At 40.5% G+C, this 16674-nt stretch carries 8 protein-coding genes and 3 tRNA genes; 3 read left to right on the top strand and 8 right to left on the bottom strand.

Annotated elements, in window-relative coordinates; all coding sequences use genetic code 11:
• Positions 1 to 172 precede the first annotated feature (172 nt).
• A complete protein-coding gene (locus C9J12_RS07650) occupies positions 173 to 1819 on the bottom strand; it encodes a response regulator (RefSeq protein ID WP_107242161.1) in 1647 nt (548 codons plus the stop codon).
• A gap of 598 nt (positions 1820 to 2417) precedes the next feature.
• Here C9J12_RS07650 and C9J12_RS07645 point away from each other — a divergent pair.
• A complete protein-coding gene (locus tag C9J12_RS07645) occupies positions 2418 to 3320 on the top strand; it encodes a LysR family transcriptional regulator (protein ID WP_107242160.1) in 903 nt (300 codons plus the stop codon).
• 70 nt (positions 3321 to 3390) lie between these two features.
• On the opposite strand, the gene C9J12_RS07640 is transcribed toward C9J12_RS07645, so the two are convergent.
• On the bottom strand, positions 3391 to 5082 hold the full coding sequence (locus C9J12_RS07640) for an L-lactate permease (RefSeq protein WP_107242159.1): 1692 nt from the start codon (positions 5080 to 5082) through the stop codon (positions 3391 to 3393).
• An 866-nt stretch (positions 5083 to 5948) separates the two neighbouring features.
• Here C9J12_RS07640 and dld point away from each other — a divergent pair.
• Entirely contained in the window at positions 5949 to 7655 is a 1707-nt protein-coding gene (gene dld / locus C9J12_RS07635) for a D-lactate dehydrogenase (protein WP_107242158.1), read from the top strand.
• A 437-nt stretch (positions 7656 to 8092) separates the two neighbouring features.
• On the opposite strand, the gene C9J12_RS07625 is transcribed toward dld, so the two are convergent.
• The 6 genes from C9J12_RS07625 to C9J12_RS07600 all read right to left on the bottom strand — a co-directional run bounded on the left by C9J12_RS07625 (position 8093) and on the right by C9J12_RS07600 (position 14325).
• Positions 8093 to 8168 (bottom strand) — tRNA-Gly (locus C9J12_RS07625).
• A gap of 32 nt (positions 8169 to 8200) precedes the next feature.
• Positions 8201 to 8287: transfer RNA gene (locus C9J12_RS07620), tRNA-Leu, on the bottom strand.
• Positions 8288 to 8394: 107 nt separating this feature from the next.
• Positions 8395 to 8468 (bottom strand) — tRNA-Cys (locus C9J12_RS07615).
• 324 nt (positions 8469 to 8792) lie between these two features.
• Positions 8793 to 9926: a carboxynorspermidine decarboxylase gene (nspC, locus tag C9J12_RS07610; protein ID WP_107242156.1), complete on the bottom strand. Its 1134-nt coding sequence runs from the start codon at positions 9924 to 9926 to the stop codon at positions 8793 to 8795.
• Positions 9927 to 10073: 147 nt separating this feature from the next.
• On the bottom strand, positions 10074 to 11318 hold the full coding sequence (locus C9J12_RS07605) for a carboxynorspermidine synthase (RefSeq protein WP_107242155.1): 1245 nt from the start codon (positions 11316 to 11318) through the stop codon (positions 10074 to 10076).
• A gap of 121 nt (positions 11319 to 11439) precedes the next feature.
• On the bottom strand, positions 11440 to 14325 hold the full coding sequence (locus tag C9J12_RS07600; RefSeq protein ID WP_107242154.1) for a pyridoxal phosphate-dependent class III aminotransferase: 2886 nt from the start codon (positions 14323 to 14325) through the stop codon (positions 11440 to 11442).
• A gap of 1159 nt (positions 14326 to 15484) precedes the next feature.
• Between C9J12_RS07600 and C9J12_RS07595 the strand changes: the two genes are divergently transcribed.
• Positions 15485 to 16507: a PTS sugar transporter subunit IIC gene (locus tag C9J12_RS07595; protein WP_107242153.1), complete on the top strand. Its 1023-nt coding sequence runs from the start codon at positions 15485 to 15487 to the stop codon at positions 16505 to 16507.
• The last annotated feature ends 167 nt before the right edge of the window (positions 16508 to 16674 follow it).

The raw sequence follows: 16674 nt of genomic DNA, 5'->3' as shown, positions 1-16674 counted from the left end.
AAGCCAGGGAAGTAGAAATGCACACCACAAAGCTCAAAATTGATCCAGTACAAAAAACAATTAGCACAGAATTAAGACGGTATATGAGATAAATTTATTTCACTCATTAACGAAGTTTAATCAATGGAATAACAGTTTAGATAATGCTTTGTACATTAGATTGGGATACTGGCTACAAGAGTTTATTGACACGTTCTAACGCTAGTTTGTAAAGCTCATTGGCTCGCTTGATCTCTTCTTTTCTCGGTCTTGTATCATTACAGCAGACCCAATTACATGACGAAATCACTCCCTTGATATTTGCAGTTTTCAAAAAGGAAGGCGTCGCTAATGCTGTCAGTTCAAGAATCAAAAAACATAGATGATAATGAAAAGGTACCATATGAAAAGCTCTATAGGCGTCTTCTAACGCCCCTATTGCATTATTACTGTTACGTTTTTCAAAGGCTTTTTCTACCAGCTCACCTCCTTCTTTTAAGCGCTGGTTAATTTCAACATGGCAGGCTTCAAGCAGCTTAACCTGGCTTTGTATTAATACATCATCATCTGATTTCCAACATAATCCTCTCGCGATCTGCATCGTTTTTTCATATTGTTCAGGCATGCCACAAAAGCCATACAAGCGAGCAATATTCAACACCGTGTAATAATCATCAATAGGCTTTTCTTGAAGGTTAATTTTACTAACTATTGTGAAAGAATCTTGGATTTCGCCATGTAAACAAGCCAGAATGGCGACTCCAACCAATGAACCGATCTCACTCTCATAACGTTCTTTCTCTGTATCACCATGTATATTCTGTTCGTAAATATTGTGTCTTGCCTCATTCAGCAATTCGGTATATTCAGAATTGTCATCGGTATATATACTAGCAAGCATTAGTGAAACAGAAATATTAGAATATACACCGAAGCTATAACGGCTTGTCCCTGTAACCTTTTGAATAAAACGCAAATATCCAATCGCTGCTTTCTGATGTTGTTGAAGAACAGCATAAAGGTTAGCAATGATGAGTTCTCGTAGTGGGTTTGCTGAATTAACTTTGTGCAGAAGGTGAAACTGTTCAAGGGCTTCCGGCAACCGTTCACTCGCTATCAAACATCCAGCCAAATGCTTTCTCGCTAATGGCTGCTTCGGGTATTTTGCCAAAATGTCTCGAAAGACAGTCTCTGCTCTTTTCAGTTCACCTAAACCTTTAAGAGCCTGCCCAAAACCAATTCTTGGCCATAAATGATCAGTATGCTTACAGGCATTTTCATAGAAAACTTTGGCTTCTAGATGCCGCTCTGAACGTAATAAACAATCTCCGTTTATTCTATCGATATAACCTATATACAACGGGTGATCCGCTCTATATCTCTTACAAAGGTCAGTCGCTGTTTGATAATCCTTATTATCAACAGCCAGTAATAAAGGATACAAAGCCGATTTTCGTGCTAATACCATCTCAATCCGATTTATAAATATGGCCGCAGAGAAAGGTTTTACCAAATAATCATCAGGTTCCAGTTCAATGAGATGAGTAACCACCTTCTGAGTACTGTCACCAGTCACACACATGAAGACACCATCGCTTGAAAGAAGTCTACGTTGTTTTACTTCGTCAAAAATGAGACCTCCATCGATATGATGGTGCATATTATAATCACAAATCACTATATCGTAGGAGTGGGCAGCTAATAAGCGGATAGCTTTGAGGCTATCCATCGTACTATCGATACTATTATTAGAAATACCAGCCACATTGAGCATAGATCGCATGATTGAGATGGCGGTATTGGAGTCATCTATCAATAAATATTTCTTTTCTATCATCATCTTCAGCCCCTACATGGCTACACAAGTCAAATGATAACACCGACTAAACCTATTGCATATGAGCTCTACAAAACAATCATAGTAAAAAAAAGAAATATAGAAAATTTGATGTGGGAATATTCTGATTCAAGGCAGCAACAAACTGCTGTGCGTGCCGCTGGGCAGGTGACATATTGATGATGAAATTGGCGCGGATCTAATTTCAGATAAATAAAAAGCCCTAACATTTCTGCTAGGGCTTCGTATTTGGAGCGACACACGAGGCTCCCGATCTTCGAGAAGCTAGACATGACCTCAACCTAAAATTTAACTTTATTAATCAATCAATTAAAAAGCAAACTGTACTGTGCGAGTGGCGATCAGTTAGCACAAAGATTGCACATGACCAATTTGTACTAACCATTCATATCCATTAACAAAAAATGCTCTCTCATTGGTATCCAGAGTTACAGAGCTCGTTCAGACGCTTAAACCTGAACCTTGAATTGATTAAATACAGTAAGACATCTATTTACCACCTTTAGTGGCATTTAATATTGTCTCATTGGTTGATATACTGCCACACTTAATTAATTTCGTTGCAAAAAGTATACTAATAATGCGAAATACAGATGATTTTTTAATCTTTTACCATTTAATTGAGCAAGGCTCATTCAGCAAAGCCGCCGATCAAGTTGGGCTAACAAAATCTGTCGTTAGTAAGCGGATAACCCGTTTAGAACAAGATCTTGGCGTGCAGCTGGTCTATCGAACGACTCGTAAGTTAACGCTTACCGAAGCGGGCGAGGTTTTTTTCGGCCATGCGAGAGAAGTTTATTATTCGGTCCAAAATGCTGAAGAAGCCATGAGCGGATTAGGAGAAAGCTTAACTGGCACCATTCGTCTTACCGTTCCAACTATTTCTGGTGAACTGCTATTACCAAAAGCAATATCAGAGTTTAGTGCTAAATACCCAGAAATTCACATTGATATGGATTTAGACAATCGGTTTGTTGATATTGTGAAAGAAGGATTTGACCTTGCGATCCGAACGGGTGAATTGCCAGATTCAAGTTTTATAGCCAGAAGACTCGTTGATGCTCATTGGGTTATTTGTGGTGCACCTGAATACTTTGCTCGCAATGGGGTACCAAAAGTAGCATCTGAACTGGTCAATCATAATTGCCTCGCTTATAGCTACCAAGAAACTGGGGCAAAAGAATGGCTGTTCAAAGGTAAAAATAAACCTTATACCATTAAGGTGAATGGTAATTTTACGACTAATAATGCATCTGCATTACGTCGCGCAGCTTTGTTTGGGCAAGGGCTTGTTTATGTCCCTAAAGTGCTGGTTGCGGAAGATTTAAAAGCAGGTAGTTTAATTGAAGTGCTACAAGAGCAAGTCGCTAAGTGCTTAGGTATTTATGCCATGTACCCTTACACTCGGCACCAGCCGATCAAAGTAAAATTATTTATAGAGCACCTTTATCAGTGTTATCAGAAACACGAAGATAACTTTTAGTCCTCGATCATAAAGAAAAAGCGAGATGATCGAAACTATCACCTCGCTTTTTCCATTAGGTCTGATGCGTTTACACTATGGTACTCATGATTGCAGCCACAATGCCGTAAGCAATCATCGGAACGACAGTACGCTTAATAATAAAGCCTTCTTTATTGGCGATACCTAAAATGGTTGATACGGCAATGATGTTATTGATACACACCATGTTACCCATAGCCCCACCGACTGACTGCAAGGCTAAAATTGTGGTTTGTGGCAAGCCAACATTAATTGCAATTGTTTGCTGAATAGCACCAAAAGTCAGGTTAGACACAGTTGCAGAGCCTGAGAAGAAGGCACCAAGTGCACCTAAATAGGCACCAACATATTGCCAACTTGTACCCATAAGATCAGAGAAGGCTTGACCTGCAGTCATGATCGGTGAGTTCTCACCACCAGTCATCATCAGCTTCACCATAATTAATGCACCAACCAACGCGATAAATGGCATTTTGATTCGGCTCGCTGTTTCAGAAAACATTTGCTTAACGATGTTTCCTTGCAACTTGAACAGCGGGATAGAAATCAATACCACCAGAAGGAAAGGTATCAGTGCTGGTACATAAAGTGTCTTATAAGCCCAAGATACATCGGTTCCAAGAATATGGCTCAGTTTAACAATCAATGCCTTACTTAGGCTGAAGTCACCTAGTGGGCCAAATGATAGAGAAAATATTTCTGTGCTATCAGTCAGTATCGACTTAATACCGAATTGCTTAATACGAGTAACAATAAGAATGACAATAAGTAAAATCGTTGGCGTCATCGCTTTAAAAATTTGTGCCGACGACACACTTTGACTTTGTACGCTTTGTTTCTCTGATGAACGGGTTTCTGTCGAGCGAGAATCAGTAGCTGTCATATTAACTGCGTTCACTTCACCAAAAGCTGCAGCATCACCAGCAAAAACAGTTTGGGTAACACTGTGCTGTTCTTTTGCTAAACCTAAGCCGAAACGCGCAACAATAACTGAAACAATCAAACCAATAGCGCCACCAACAAGTGCTGGGAACTCATAATTCCATTGTGCAAGTAGGAAATATGGAACAGTGCATGACAAAGTACTAATTAATACAAACAGATAATTTTTGCGGATATCATTCCAACTAACGATGAAACGAAGCGCCATTGGCGGAATGATAAATGCGGCTACAAAATGGATTAAAGCAGTGGTTTTACCTATATCAAGTAAGGTTGCATCATCTAACCCTAGGTTGGAAAAACCAAACCATGTTGGCGTACCTACAGCACCGAATGATACAGGCACAGAGTTCATGACTAGGGCCAACATGGCAACCTTTAATGGATTAAAGCCTAAGCCCACTAGAATCGGGGCAGCAATTGCAGCTGGGGTACCAAAACCGGATGCACCTTCAATCATGAAAGCAAATGCCCAACCAATAATCATTAGCTGAGCTACTTGGTTTCGACTGATCCCTTCGAGCCAACGACGAATGATATCTTCAGAGCCTGAAAGATAGATCATTCTGTTTAATAAAATAGCGCCAGCAACAATAGAAATTGGAGTTATAGCAGAAAGAATACCAGCAATGATGTTGGCGCTAATTAATGTGATGTCTGTACCGAAGTAAAAAAGTTGTATTGTTCCTACCATTAGAGCGGTAACTGGTAAGGCAATGTGCGAAGGTAATCCATTTTTCTTTGTCATCATCCAAATCAAGATGACAATAGGTATAACGGATAAAAATAAGGACGTCATGATCTTCCACTCCATGTGTTTGGCTAGCTAGTTACCCGGTAAATTAGGATATTTCTTAAGTTAGCTGCCATGTTTATAATTTTGTTATTTTCATTACAGGCTGTATTTAGAATAGTAATTTTCTATCAGCTGTTTTATGTGGGGAAGATATTCTAAAGCGAAAAAAAGTAATGGCTATGCCTCTTTTTTGCTACAGGAGGCATTAGTAAATATAAGTTATTTTGTTAAAAAATATATAATTTGCCACAAGACCTTTGATAACAAGGCTGCAATAAACAAATAGTATAAATATCGCCCTCTTATTATACATAAACAGGAAACAATCATGTTCTATATCTTTACTAATAAATAAAAGTGATAACTTAAAATTTTACTATTTCTAGACTTTTCAAGTTATAAGTAATTATCATTACTATATGTAATGGTGTTATATTACAACAAAATATATCATAAAATGATAATACGCAACTTACTCGTTATTTAATTACAAAACTAACTGTATGATTATTGATGAATATCACAAGCTCAATTAATACCCTCCCCCCCTCGTAGCCTCACGTAAATGCCACATCAGAATAAAACACTCTCTATTTATCGTCTGTTTTGGCTCAAAATATAATTTATCAGTTATTATTTATTTGCACTTTTGAAACTTACCGTTGCAAAATAATGAATAGTCAGTTGTTAACATTAGCTGAACATCTAGCTACCTTGTTGTATCTTATAAATAAAAAATTAAATTTCGTAAGCATTACATAATTTTAAATTCATGTAAAAAACACATCCGAATATATTCATCGTAGATGTACGGATGAATAAATGTTTACACTATTACAACTTAAGACACACTGTAGTAAAGGATTGTTATGGAAAACCATACGCTAATAAAGACGTTCCAATCACTTGTTGGAACAAAAAACGTTTTAACCCGCATTAAAGAAACCGAATATTACCGTTCAGGTTTTCGTTCGGGGAAAGGCGAAGCCCTTGCAGTTGTATTTCCGACAACTTTACTAGAACAGTGGAATGTCATTAAGTCATGCGTTGAATCAAACTGCATTATTATTATGCAAGCGGCAAAAACTGGACTAACAGAAGGTTCAGCACCAAGCGGCAGTGATTACGACAGAGAAGTGGTAATCATTAATATTACTCAAATGAAACAGATTCATCTTTTAGATGGCGGCAAGCAGGCTGTATGTATGCCGGGCACAAGCCTACACAGCCTAGAAAAAGAACTAAAAAAAGTAAAGCGTGCGCCGCACTCTGTCATTGGATCCTCTTCTATTGGTGCAACAGTTGTTGGTGGCATTGCCAATAACTCTGGTGGTGCACTGGTTAAACGCGGGCCTGCTTATACTGAATTGTCGTTATTCGCTCAAGTAGATAAAGAAGGTAAATTACACCTCGTTAACCACTTAGGGATTGACGGACTAGGTGAGACGCCTGAGGAGATCTTAACCAACATTCAAAACGGCAACATTAAACTGGAAAACATCCAGCATGATGTAGGTATGGCTTCTGACCGTGAATATGAAGCGCGCGTTCGTGATGTAGACTCTGATATTCCATCGCGGTTTAACGCTGATGAGCGCCGACTATACGAGGCCAGTGGTTGTGCTGGTAAGTTAGGAATTTTTGCTGTTCGAGTAGACAGCTACCCAGTTACTGAAAAAGAGCAGGTTTTTTATATTGGTACTGATGACGCCGAAAAACTGACTCAGCTAAGAAGAGATATTTTATCTAAGTTTGATAATTTACCAGAAATGGGTGAGTACATGCACCGTGACATTTTCAATCTTTCAGAAAAATACGGTAAAGATGTTTTCCTTTCAATCAATTACTTAGGCACCGAAAGTCTACCGAAATTCTTTGCACTAAAAGCCAAAGTAGAGAACTTTTTAGGTCGTATTCCTTATGTGAGCAAATACTTACCTGATACCATTTTGTACTACGTGAGTAAATTGTTCCCTCAGCACCTGCCAAAACGCATGCTGGATTTCCGTAACAAGTATCAACACCACCTAATATTAAAAATGAGTGATGAGGGAATTGAAGAAGCAAAAGCTTACCTAGAAAAGAACTGGGGAGAAGGCTCAGGTGGTAGCTACTTTGCATGTACTGCAGACGAAGGAAAAAAAGCACTGCTACATCGTTTTGCAGCAGCAGGAGCAGCTATTCGTTACGAAACTATCCACAGAAATGAAGTTGAAGAGATAGTCGCACTTGATATAGCGCTTCGCCGTAATGACCGTGGATGGGTAGAAGAACTACCAGAAGAGATAACCAAAAACATGGTGACATCACTTTATTACGGTCATTTTATGTGTCATGTATTCCATCAAGACTATATCTTCAAGAAAGGCACTGACACCAAGAAAATGAAGAAAATGATGTTGGAATTGCTTGAACAAAAAGGGGCAAAATATCCTGCCGAGCATAATGTTGGTCACCTTTATGAGGCTGAAAACACATTGCAGGAGTTTTATCATAAGTTGGACCCAACCAACACCTTTAACCCAGGGATTGGTAAGATGAGTAAATACAAACGCAATTGTAGCTGCTGCCATTAAAACGTAAAGCCAGAGCATTATGCTCTGGCTTTTTATTAAGTTCCCTACTGCTATTAAGAAATAGGTTGAGCCTAGCAATGTTATGACGCCAGCTTTTCTTTCGGGACTTTGAAATTTTGATGAATTGGTTATGGAAGTATTCTGATTCACGACAGCAACAAACTGCTGTGCGTGCAGCTGTGCAAGTGACACATTGAAGATGTGTATAGACTCTACTCAAATTTTAAACAATAAAAAGCCCTAACATTTCTGCTAGGGCTTCGTATTTGGAGCGACACACGAGGCTCCCGATCTTCAAGGCTTAGGCGTGACCTCAACCTTGGCAAGGCTGCGATCGACCAGCTGAGCTAATGATTGTTGAGATAACGCGTCGAGACTCTTTTTAATATGCTACAAACGTCAAAAAGCCCAATCATTTCTGATTGGGCTTTTCAATTTGGAGCGACACACGAGGCTCGAACTCGTGACCTCAACCTTGGCAAGGTTGCGCTCTACCAGCTGAGCTAGTGTCGCATGCTATATCTTTCGATATAGACTTTAATAGATGGTGCCCCGGGCCGGACTTGAACCGGCACAGCGCGAACGCCGAGGGATTTTAAATCCCTTGTGTCTACCAATTCCACCACCAGGGCACGCAATTCTTTATTGCGATGCTCCTAACCAATGTGCTTTATAAAAAGCGGTTAGACACCATCTTTATAACGGTCTGCCAATGTAACGTGACCGTTAGTACAAAATTTGGAGGCGCGTCCCGGAGTCGAACCGAGGTACACGGATTTGCAATCCGCTGCATAGCCACTCTGCCAACGCGCCATATTTTTCAAGCTAATACTTCGTTAAGAAGTAAGCAATCTTTCAATCGCTAACCGTTAATGGGTTACCCCGTTGCGGTATGGCACGTACTTTACTTGATTCAGAAAATGAGTCAATAGGAAATTTTATTGTTTTAATTCAACTGATTATTTTTTATCTAAACCTGCTAAAAACAACGCTAAATTCGCTTAAATTAACGCCGCCATTGGGGAATTAGAAATAAAGCCCCTGTTACAGCCAAAAATAACGTTTTCAAAAACATAAAAAAAGACCGTTTACCGATCTTCTTTATATTAATGGGCTTAAACGTTAGTACTTAAACGTTTATGACACCGACCATTGTGACAAAGATCGTTTAAAATCGTCGTAACCGAATTCATTCAGTTTATCTATTTCACCATTTGCACGTTCACAGTAAATAGATGGCATCTTCAAACCATTAAACCAGTTTAATTTCACCATTGTGTAGCCTGCACTATCTGTGATGTGTAAACGCTGTCCAATCTTCAATGGCTCATCAAACTGGGTTACACAAAACTGATCACCGGCTAAACAAGAACAACTACCAATAACATACTGGTGCCCACCCTGCTCGCTGGCTTCTGCAATCGAGGCTGGTTCATCATAAATTAGCGTATCTAAACGGTGTGCTTCTGTTGCACTGTCTACAATTGCCGTTTTTATTTCATTTTCAACAATATCTACTACTGTCACCACAAGATCGGCGGTTTTTGTAATAATGGCTTCACCGGGTTCAAGGTATAACTGAACACCATGCTTTTCAGAAAACGTTTTCAGGGCAGCTGCAAGCTTTTCGATGTTATAACCCGGCCAAGTAAAGAATACCCCACCGCCAAGACTCACCCAGTCTAGTTTATCTAAATGCTTACCAAACTTATCTGAGATATCATTTAATAATCCAATGAATGCGTCTTCATCTTTGTTCTCACAGTTCATGTGGAACATAACACCGTCAAGATTATCAAAGACAGCGGCATCAATATGATCCCACTGCACCCCAAGGCGTGAATATTGACGCGCAGGATTAGCTAAATCTTGCCCTGCATAGCTAACACCAGGGTTTAGGCGTAAACCTAGAGATGCCTTGCCTTCAACCAAATGACGATAAGCTGCTAACTGATTTTGCGAGTTGAAAATCATCTTATCGCAGATTTCCGCGACGTCTTTCACATCATCTTCACTGTAACCCACGCTGTAAGCATGTGTTTCACCGCCAAACGTTTCATAGCCTAGCTTTACTTCATAAGGACCACTGCTCGTCGTGCCATCAAGGTACGGCTTAATAAGATCAAACACACCCCATGTAGAAAAGCATTTCAGTGCCAATACCAACTTCACACCCGAAAGCTCTTTTAACAGCTTTGCTTTTTCTAAATTAGCTACAAGCTTACTTTCATCAATCATAAAGTAAGGCGTTTTTAACTCATTCTTCTGCATTTTTACTACCCGCGTAGACGGAATAAAGCCGATGCTTACACACCGGCTCTAATGATTAATTCAATATAACGGCTATATACCCATGTTACCCCAAGGTGCTTTGTCAGGCACAAGCGCGGAGACCAGAACAAGGCGCACCAATCTGCGTTATTTCAGAATCTTAATCTCAGGCTGTGCTACTGGCAATTCCTGTACATGCCAATCAAGGCCGATTGTTGGCATTAGTTCTAGGAATGGGTCTGGGTTCAACTGTTCCATGTTGAATACACCTTTACCGCTCCACTCGTTACGGAAGTACATAAGTGCCGCTGTAATGGCTGGTACACCTGTCGTGTAAGAGATCGCTTGGTGTTCAACATCTTTGTAAGCAACTTCATGATCGGCATTATTATAGATGAAGACGCTGCGTGGCTCGCCATCTTTAATACCTTGAACCCAAGTACCGATACACGTTAAACCGGTGTAACCCGGTGCTAATGATGTTGGATCTGGCAAAATAGCTTTCAGTACTTTAAGCGGCTCTACAACAGTACCATCTTGCAGCGTTACTGGATTTGGACTTAACAGACCAATATCACGCATACAGTTAAAGTAAGTCAGGTAAGTATCACCAAAGCCCATCCAGAATTCGATACGATTCGCAGGAATAAACTCTTTCATTGAACGCACTTCATCGTGCGCCATTGAATACACTTTCTGGTTGCCACAGTTAGGGAAATCAAACTCAAGCATACGTGTATGACAAGGTACTTGTTTCCACTCTTGGTTTTCCCAGTAGAAAGAATCACCTTGAATTTCTAGCATGTTTGTTTCTGGGTCAAAGTTCGTTGCGAATTTCTTACCGTGATCACCGGCATTCACGTCCATTACATCGATTGTGTCGATTTCATCGAACAAATGCTTAACCGCGTAAGCAGCAAATACACTTACAACACCTGGATCAAAACCAGCACCAAGAATACCTGTGATACCCGCCTCTGCGAATTTTTCACGGAATGCCCACTGTGGGTCATAAGCTTCAGGAACTTGCTGACCTTCACTGCACAGATCGACCGCTACAGATGTATCAAGGTAAGATACTTTGGCTTGGTAACACGCTTCCATAATGGCAACGTTAACCCAAGGAGGACCCGCATTAATCACTAAATCAGGCTGAACTTCTTTGATCAGTGCAACTAGTGCATCAACGTCATCTGCATTTACTGCACGTGATTCTAGTTTTTTAGTCGTGTCTTTTAGGTTATTACGCCCTTTAATTGACTCGATGATTTTTTCACACTTGCTAACTGTACGAGATGCAATGGTGATATCACCCAATACGTCATTATTCTGAGCCGCTTTATGCGCGATAACCCAACCAACACCACCTGCACCAATTTGTAAAATAGCCATATTCTTTGTATTCCGTCTATTTGTTCTTTGAAATATGTTCGGCAACGTATATAAGTCGCCTGATATCATGATGTTTCCCCTCACCGATAAAAGTGAGGAGAAATGCTTTATCTGTTTCACGTTATAACGTTAAAGCCAACTGATTGATATTATTTAGCAATAACTCAAAATCAGCCATAGTTAAACAAGGATTTAGAATCGTGAACTTTAACGCAACCTTACCGTCGACAACCGTTTCGCCCAGTACAGCAACACCTTTAACGAGTGCCTCTATACGGAGTTTTTTGTTCAATGCGTCGATATCGGTATCTAGCTTTTCACCCACATAACGGAATAGCACCGTTGATAATGCAGGGTCTGCCAGTAATTCAAATTCATTGCGATTATTGACCAAGTCGGCAACTTGCTGTGTTTGCCCTAACAGGTGATCATACATACCACCAAGGGCTTGCGTACCAACACACTGCATTGTCATCAATACTTTTAATGCATCGAAACGCTTCGTTGTTGCAATCGATTTATCAACAAGGTTTGGCAGTAAATCATCTTCACGATTCAGATAATCGGCATGATGTAATAAGTACTTAAAGTTCTCTTTGTCTTTAAGCAATACTGCACCACAGCTGATTGGTTGGAAGAATAATTTGTGGAAGTCCACACTCACGGAATCTGCTTTTTCAATACCGTGTAAACGTGTTTTGTGACGACTAAGAATCAGTGCACCACCGTAAGCCCCATCAACATGCAGCCACAGGTTATGTTGTTCTGCAATGTCAGCCATATTGGCTAAATCATCAATCGCGCCGTGATCAGTTGTACCTGCTGTGCCAACTAAAGCGAATGGCAATAAGCCTTCATTCTTTAGTGTTTCTACCGTTTTTATCAAGGCTGCAATCTTAATGGTGCCATCAGGGTTGGTATCAACACACTCTACTGCGTGTTCACCTAGCCCCATTAATGACGCTGATTTTTGCACGGTGAAGTGTGATTTTTTCGAGCACAATATGCGCATTTTCGATGCATACTCTGGCAAGCCATCTTTCTGGATATTGTGACCAGAAATAGTATCTGCCGCCCAATCACGGGCTAATAGCAGCCCCATCAAATTACTTTGAGTGCCGCCACTGGTGAATACACCATCCGCTTGTTCACCCAGGTTATAAACACCACATAACCAATCGACAACTTTTTGCTCTACAAATGTTGCTGAACTCGCCTGATCCCATGAATCCATCGATTGGTTTAACGACGCAATAAAGGCTTCAGCGGCAACTGCCGACAATAAAGGTGGCGTATGTAGATGAGCAATACAATGTGGATGTTGCACCATGATTGAGTTTTTAGCGATAAGCTCGCCAGTTTGCTCAATAACCGTTTCAATCGGAAGCTGCTGGTGATCAAGATCGATGTTATAAATCATCGATTTCAAGACTTCAGGATCTAACCCTGAATAGGGTGCCGTTGTCCCTTCAAATACATTTTTCAGAACTTGTGTCGTCTGATTCAGTACTTTTTCAAACTGATCAGCACCACCTTCACCGGTATGGATGAAGTATGAACGCCAATCGTCTTGATCATTAGCCGTTACAGGCTCAACAATTTTAGCCGGACCAGCCGTTGCAATAATCGCTTTGCTTAACGCATCAAGCACAAAGTCAATTTGCTCGAAAGTAATAATAAGAGGAGGAAGGAAACGCAGTACAGAGCCCTGGCGACCACCTTTTTCGATAATCAATCCACGTTCAAGAGCTGCACGTTGAATGTTAACCGTTAATTCTGGATCAGCTTCAGGTTCACCAAATTTATTCTTAGCGCCGTTAGGTTTTACAATTTCAACACCTAACATCAAGCCTTTACCACGAACTTCAGCAATACAATCCGTGTATTGAGCTATGCGTTCGATGCCTTCGCGTAAATACTGCCCAGCTTTTTGAGCATGATCGACCAAATTATCACGACGAATGATTTGTAATGCTGTCGCACCTGTTGCCATCGCAAGCTGGTTACCGCGGAATGTGCCTGTATGTTCACCAGGAAGCCAAGTATCGATCGACTTATTAAAAATAAGTAGCGACATAGGTAGTCCGCCACCAACGGCTTTAGACAAACACAGAATATCAGGCGTTATGCCAGCTTCTTCAAAGGCAAAATTATGGCCTGTTTTACCAATACCGCATTGAATTTCATCCAAAATAAGTAGGATGCCCTGCTCTTTAGTAATGCGGCGTAATTCTTGTAACCAGAATGCAGGGGCAGGAATAACACCACCTTCGCCTTGCACGGGTTCAACGATAATTGCAGCAGGCTTTTGAACACCACTTTCATCATCGCTCAGCATACGCTCGATATAACGTAAACTTTGCTTGGCACCTTCGTCGCCTTTTAAACCAAACGGACAACGTAGGCTATATGGGAATGGTAAAAAATGGACATCTGACATCAGCCCCTGACGACGTGATTTGGTACTTAGGTTACCCATCATTGCCATCGTGCCGTTTGTCATACCATGGTATGCACCATGAAACGCAGCCATCGTGTTTCGACCAGTTGTTTGTTTCGCGAGTTTAATAGCTGCTTCAACAGCATCAGCACCCGATGGACCACAGAATTGGATACACGCATTATTCGCAAATTCATCAGGAAGGAAGCTCATGACTTCTCTGATAAATTTATCTTTTGTGGGTGTTGTTATATCCAACGTCTGATAAGGCAAACCCGCTTGTAGCTGGTCAATAATCGCTTGATTAATTTCTGGATGATTATAACCAAGCGCAAGTGTGCCAGCACCAGCAAGGCAATCAATAAAGAGTTGACCACGGGTGTCTTCAACCATAACACCAGCCGCTTTTGCGATAGCTAGAGGTAAGCGTCTTGGATATGAACGCACCTCTGATTCATAATGCTCTTGGCTAAGCAAAAGTTCATCGGGTGTTAAGTCATATAACTCGTGAACGACAGGGATATTAGAAGCTAGCTTCAGTTCGTCTAAATCAAACACATTGTTCATTTTCATTTCCATTAAATCATCACGTTACGCATCGAATAATTCATATCGTTATATGTATTCGAGTTCTTATCGAGATCTAATAGAGATACAAACAATCGAGAGAGATGCTGAACGTTCAGGCATAACGAAAGTGGTATTCCTAGAGGATCGAATGAACTTATGCGTATAAATTTCACCAGAAAAAGCTGATAAAAAGTTCTTCTGCAACAATCAATAATTCATAAGATACTGATTTATTGATGCACTTAACCCGCATCATCATTGGAATATTGAAAAAGCCTTTTTAAGAGACAATATTCAATTGTGCCAATATGCGAATTAACAAAGAGAGTAAGTTACTCGTGTTTTTTAAGGAAAGATCAAGGCTCAGTAATAATACTGCAGTTAGGCAAGACGAATGTAAGTTGCATAGATAATGTTGGTATATTCACTGTTGGGTTCCTTCAATATGCACCTGCTTTATTTTATGCAGGTTTGCTCTATTAATGCCCTTCTACTAACGATTGGTTCGTTAGTACCTACGGCACGTTACGACACACTTATTTGATATCGTCATAACGCATGTGTCTCAGTACAATTCACTCGAGATTGGGCAGAAAGTAACACAATCACGATTTAAAAAACAAGTGCTATTTATATAAGAACTCAATATTTCAATCGCATCAATACAAAACACCACCAAATAGCACACTGATGACTAATTCAGCAGCATTTACCCATAAAACTCAGTATTACTTTCCAACAAGTAAAAGATACTCAGCCTAATCAACCATATGAACCCACACTTATATCTATGAGTTTTACGGAATATGAACTAGCTCAAAAACCAACCAACTTGCTTGTGCTACGGTAGCTCTATTACACAATACCCTTTTGTTCTTCACGCAATGTATTCAAACATGGTGACGCATATGAACATATATTGAGTCAATATTGATGCTAGCAGTTTGCGCAGCTATCTCTTTTTAATTTCACCTCTGTACTACCCTATTCGTTTTATTCCGTCTGGTCCTGACCCTGGTCGCATTTCTCATTTTCAGCCTCTCTATAAATCTATATCAATATAGCAACTCGCAGCGTTAAGCGAGGTTGCTAGGTGAATATCACCTGTAAATGGTGTTATTCATATCAGAAGTCGCTTGTATGGTAAGGAAAGACCATGGAAATTTTATTAGGAATTACAGCACTTTTAATGGCTCTGGCATTATTTTCACTTTTTAGCTTTAAAGCACCCCACGGTAGTGCAGCAATGAGTGGGTTAGCAGATGCCGCTATCGCGACATTTCTCGTCGAAGCTATTCATAAGTACGTTATGGGTAACTTATTAGGCATTGGTTACTTAGCCGAATTTGGTAACCTCGTTGGTGGTATGGGAGGTGTCGCTGCGGCCACATTAGTCATGCTCCGTGTAGGTGTACAGCCTGTCTTTGCGATGGTTACAGGTTTGGCAATGATACATTTAGGTATTCTAGAAGGCTTCATTGTCGGCTATTTATTCTCGTTCATTGCCCCTCTATTTAAAAAATATTTAGCAGAAGGTATCGACGTTATTCTAGGTGTGTTAATTATTGCCCCACTAGCACGATTAGTCGGCTTCTTTATTAGTCCAGCCCTTGATTTACTGATGGGAACGTTGGCTAACATGATCACTGAAGCAACCTCATTGTCACCGCTGATTATGGGCTTCTTATTAGGTGGGCTTATTAAAATGGTATGTACTTCCCCGCTAAGTTCAATGGCATTGACCGCTATGCTCGGATTAACAGGGCTACCGATGGGGATTGCGGCAATGGCCTGTGTTGGTGGTTCGTTTACCAACGGTTATGTTTTCCATACTCTGAAATTGGGTAAATCATGCAATACAGTGAGTGTAATGTTAGAGCCTTTAACTCAGGCACATATAGTTACCCGTAATCCTGTACCTATTTTCATGTCGAATTTCATAGGTGGTGCCTTCGCTGGCACAATCGCCGCGTATTTCGGCATCATCAATGATGCACCCGGCAGTGCTGCTCCTATTCCCGGTTTATTAGCCTCAATTGCTTTCAACCCACCATCAACCTTATTCATGGCCGCATCTGCTGCTGCTGTCGCAGGTTTATTGGGTGGTATAATTGGCGTGAGGATTTACCGTACGTTTTTACAAGAACGTGTACCTTTGCAGCAGTTTGTTAATGGATAATTTTTTAGCACCTCAACCTTGGCAAGATTGCGCTCTACCTGCTGAGCTAATGATTGTTGAGATAACGCGTCGAGACTCTTTTTAATATGCTACAAACGTCAAAAAGCCCAATCATTTCTGATTGGGCTTTTCAATTTGGAGCGACACACGAGGCTCGAACTCGTGAC

It is taken from the genome of Photobacterium frigidiphilum (assembly GCF_003025615.1).
In the GTDB taxonomy this organism is placed as follows: Bacteria; Pseudomonadota; Gammaproteobacteria; order Enterobacterales; family Vibrionaceae; genus Photobacterium; species Photobacterium frigidiphilum.
The sequence above is the reverse complement of the archived record's forward strand: the minus strand, read 5'-3'. Positions and strand labels throughout refer to the sequence as shown.

Excerpts from the sequence above, each read along its gene's own strand:
- C9J12_RS07595 (WP_107242153.1), top strand. The coding sequence starts at position 15,485 with ATGGAAATTTTATTAGGAATTACAGCACTTTTAATGGCTCTGGCATTA.
- dld (WP_107242158.1), top strand. The coding sequence starts at position 5,949 with ATGGAAAACCATACGCTAATAAAGACGTTCCAATCACTTGTTGGAACA.
- C9J12_RS07600 (WP_107242154.1), bottom strand. The coding sequence starts at position 14,325 with ATGAACAATGTGTTTGATTTAGACGAACTGAAGCTAGCTTCTAATATC.
- nspC (WP_107242156.1), bottom strand. The coding sequence starts at position 9,926 with ATGCAGAAGAATGAGTTAAAAACGCCTTACTTTATGATTGATGAAAGT.
- C9J12_RS07650 (WP_107242161.1), bottom strand. The coding sequence starts at position 1,819 with ATGATGATAGAAAAGAAATATTTATTGATAGATGACTCCAATACCGCC.
- C9J12_RS07640 (WP_107242159.1), bottom strand. The coding sequence starts at position 5,082 with ATGACGTCCTTATTTTTATCCGTTATACCTATTGTCATCTTGATTTGG.
- C9J12_RS07605 (WP_107242155.1), bottom strand. The coding sequence starts at position 11,318 with ATGGCTATTTTACAAATTGGTGCAGGTGGTGTTGGTTGGGTTATCGCG.
- C9J12_RS07645 (WP_107242160.1), top strand. The coding sequence starts at position 2,418 with ATGCGAAATACAGATGATTTTTTAATCTTTTACCATTTAATTGAGCAA.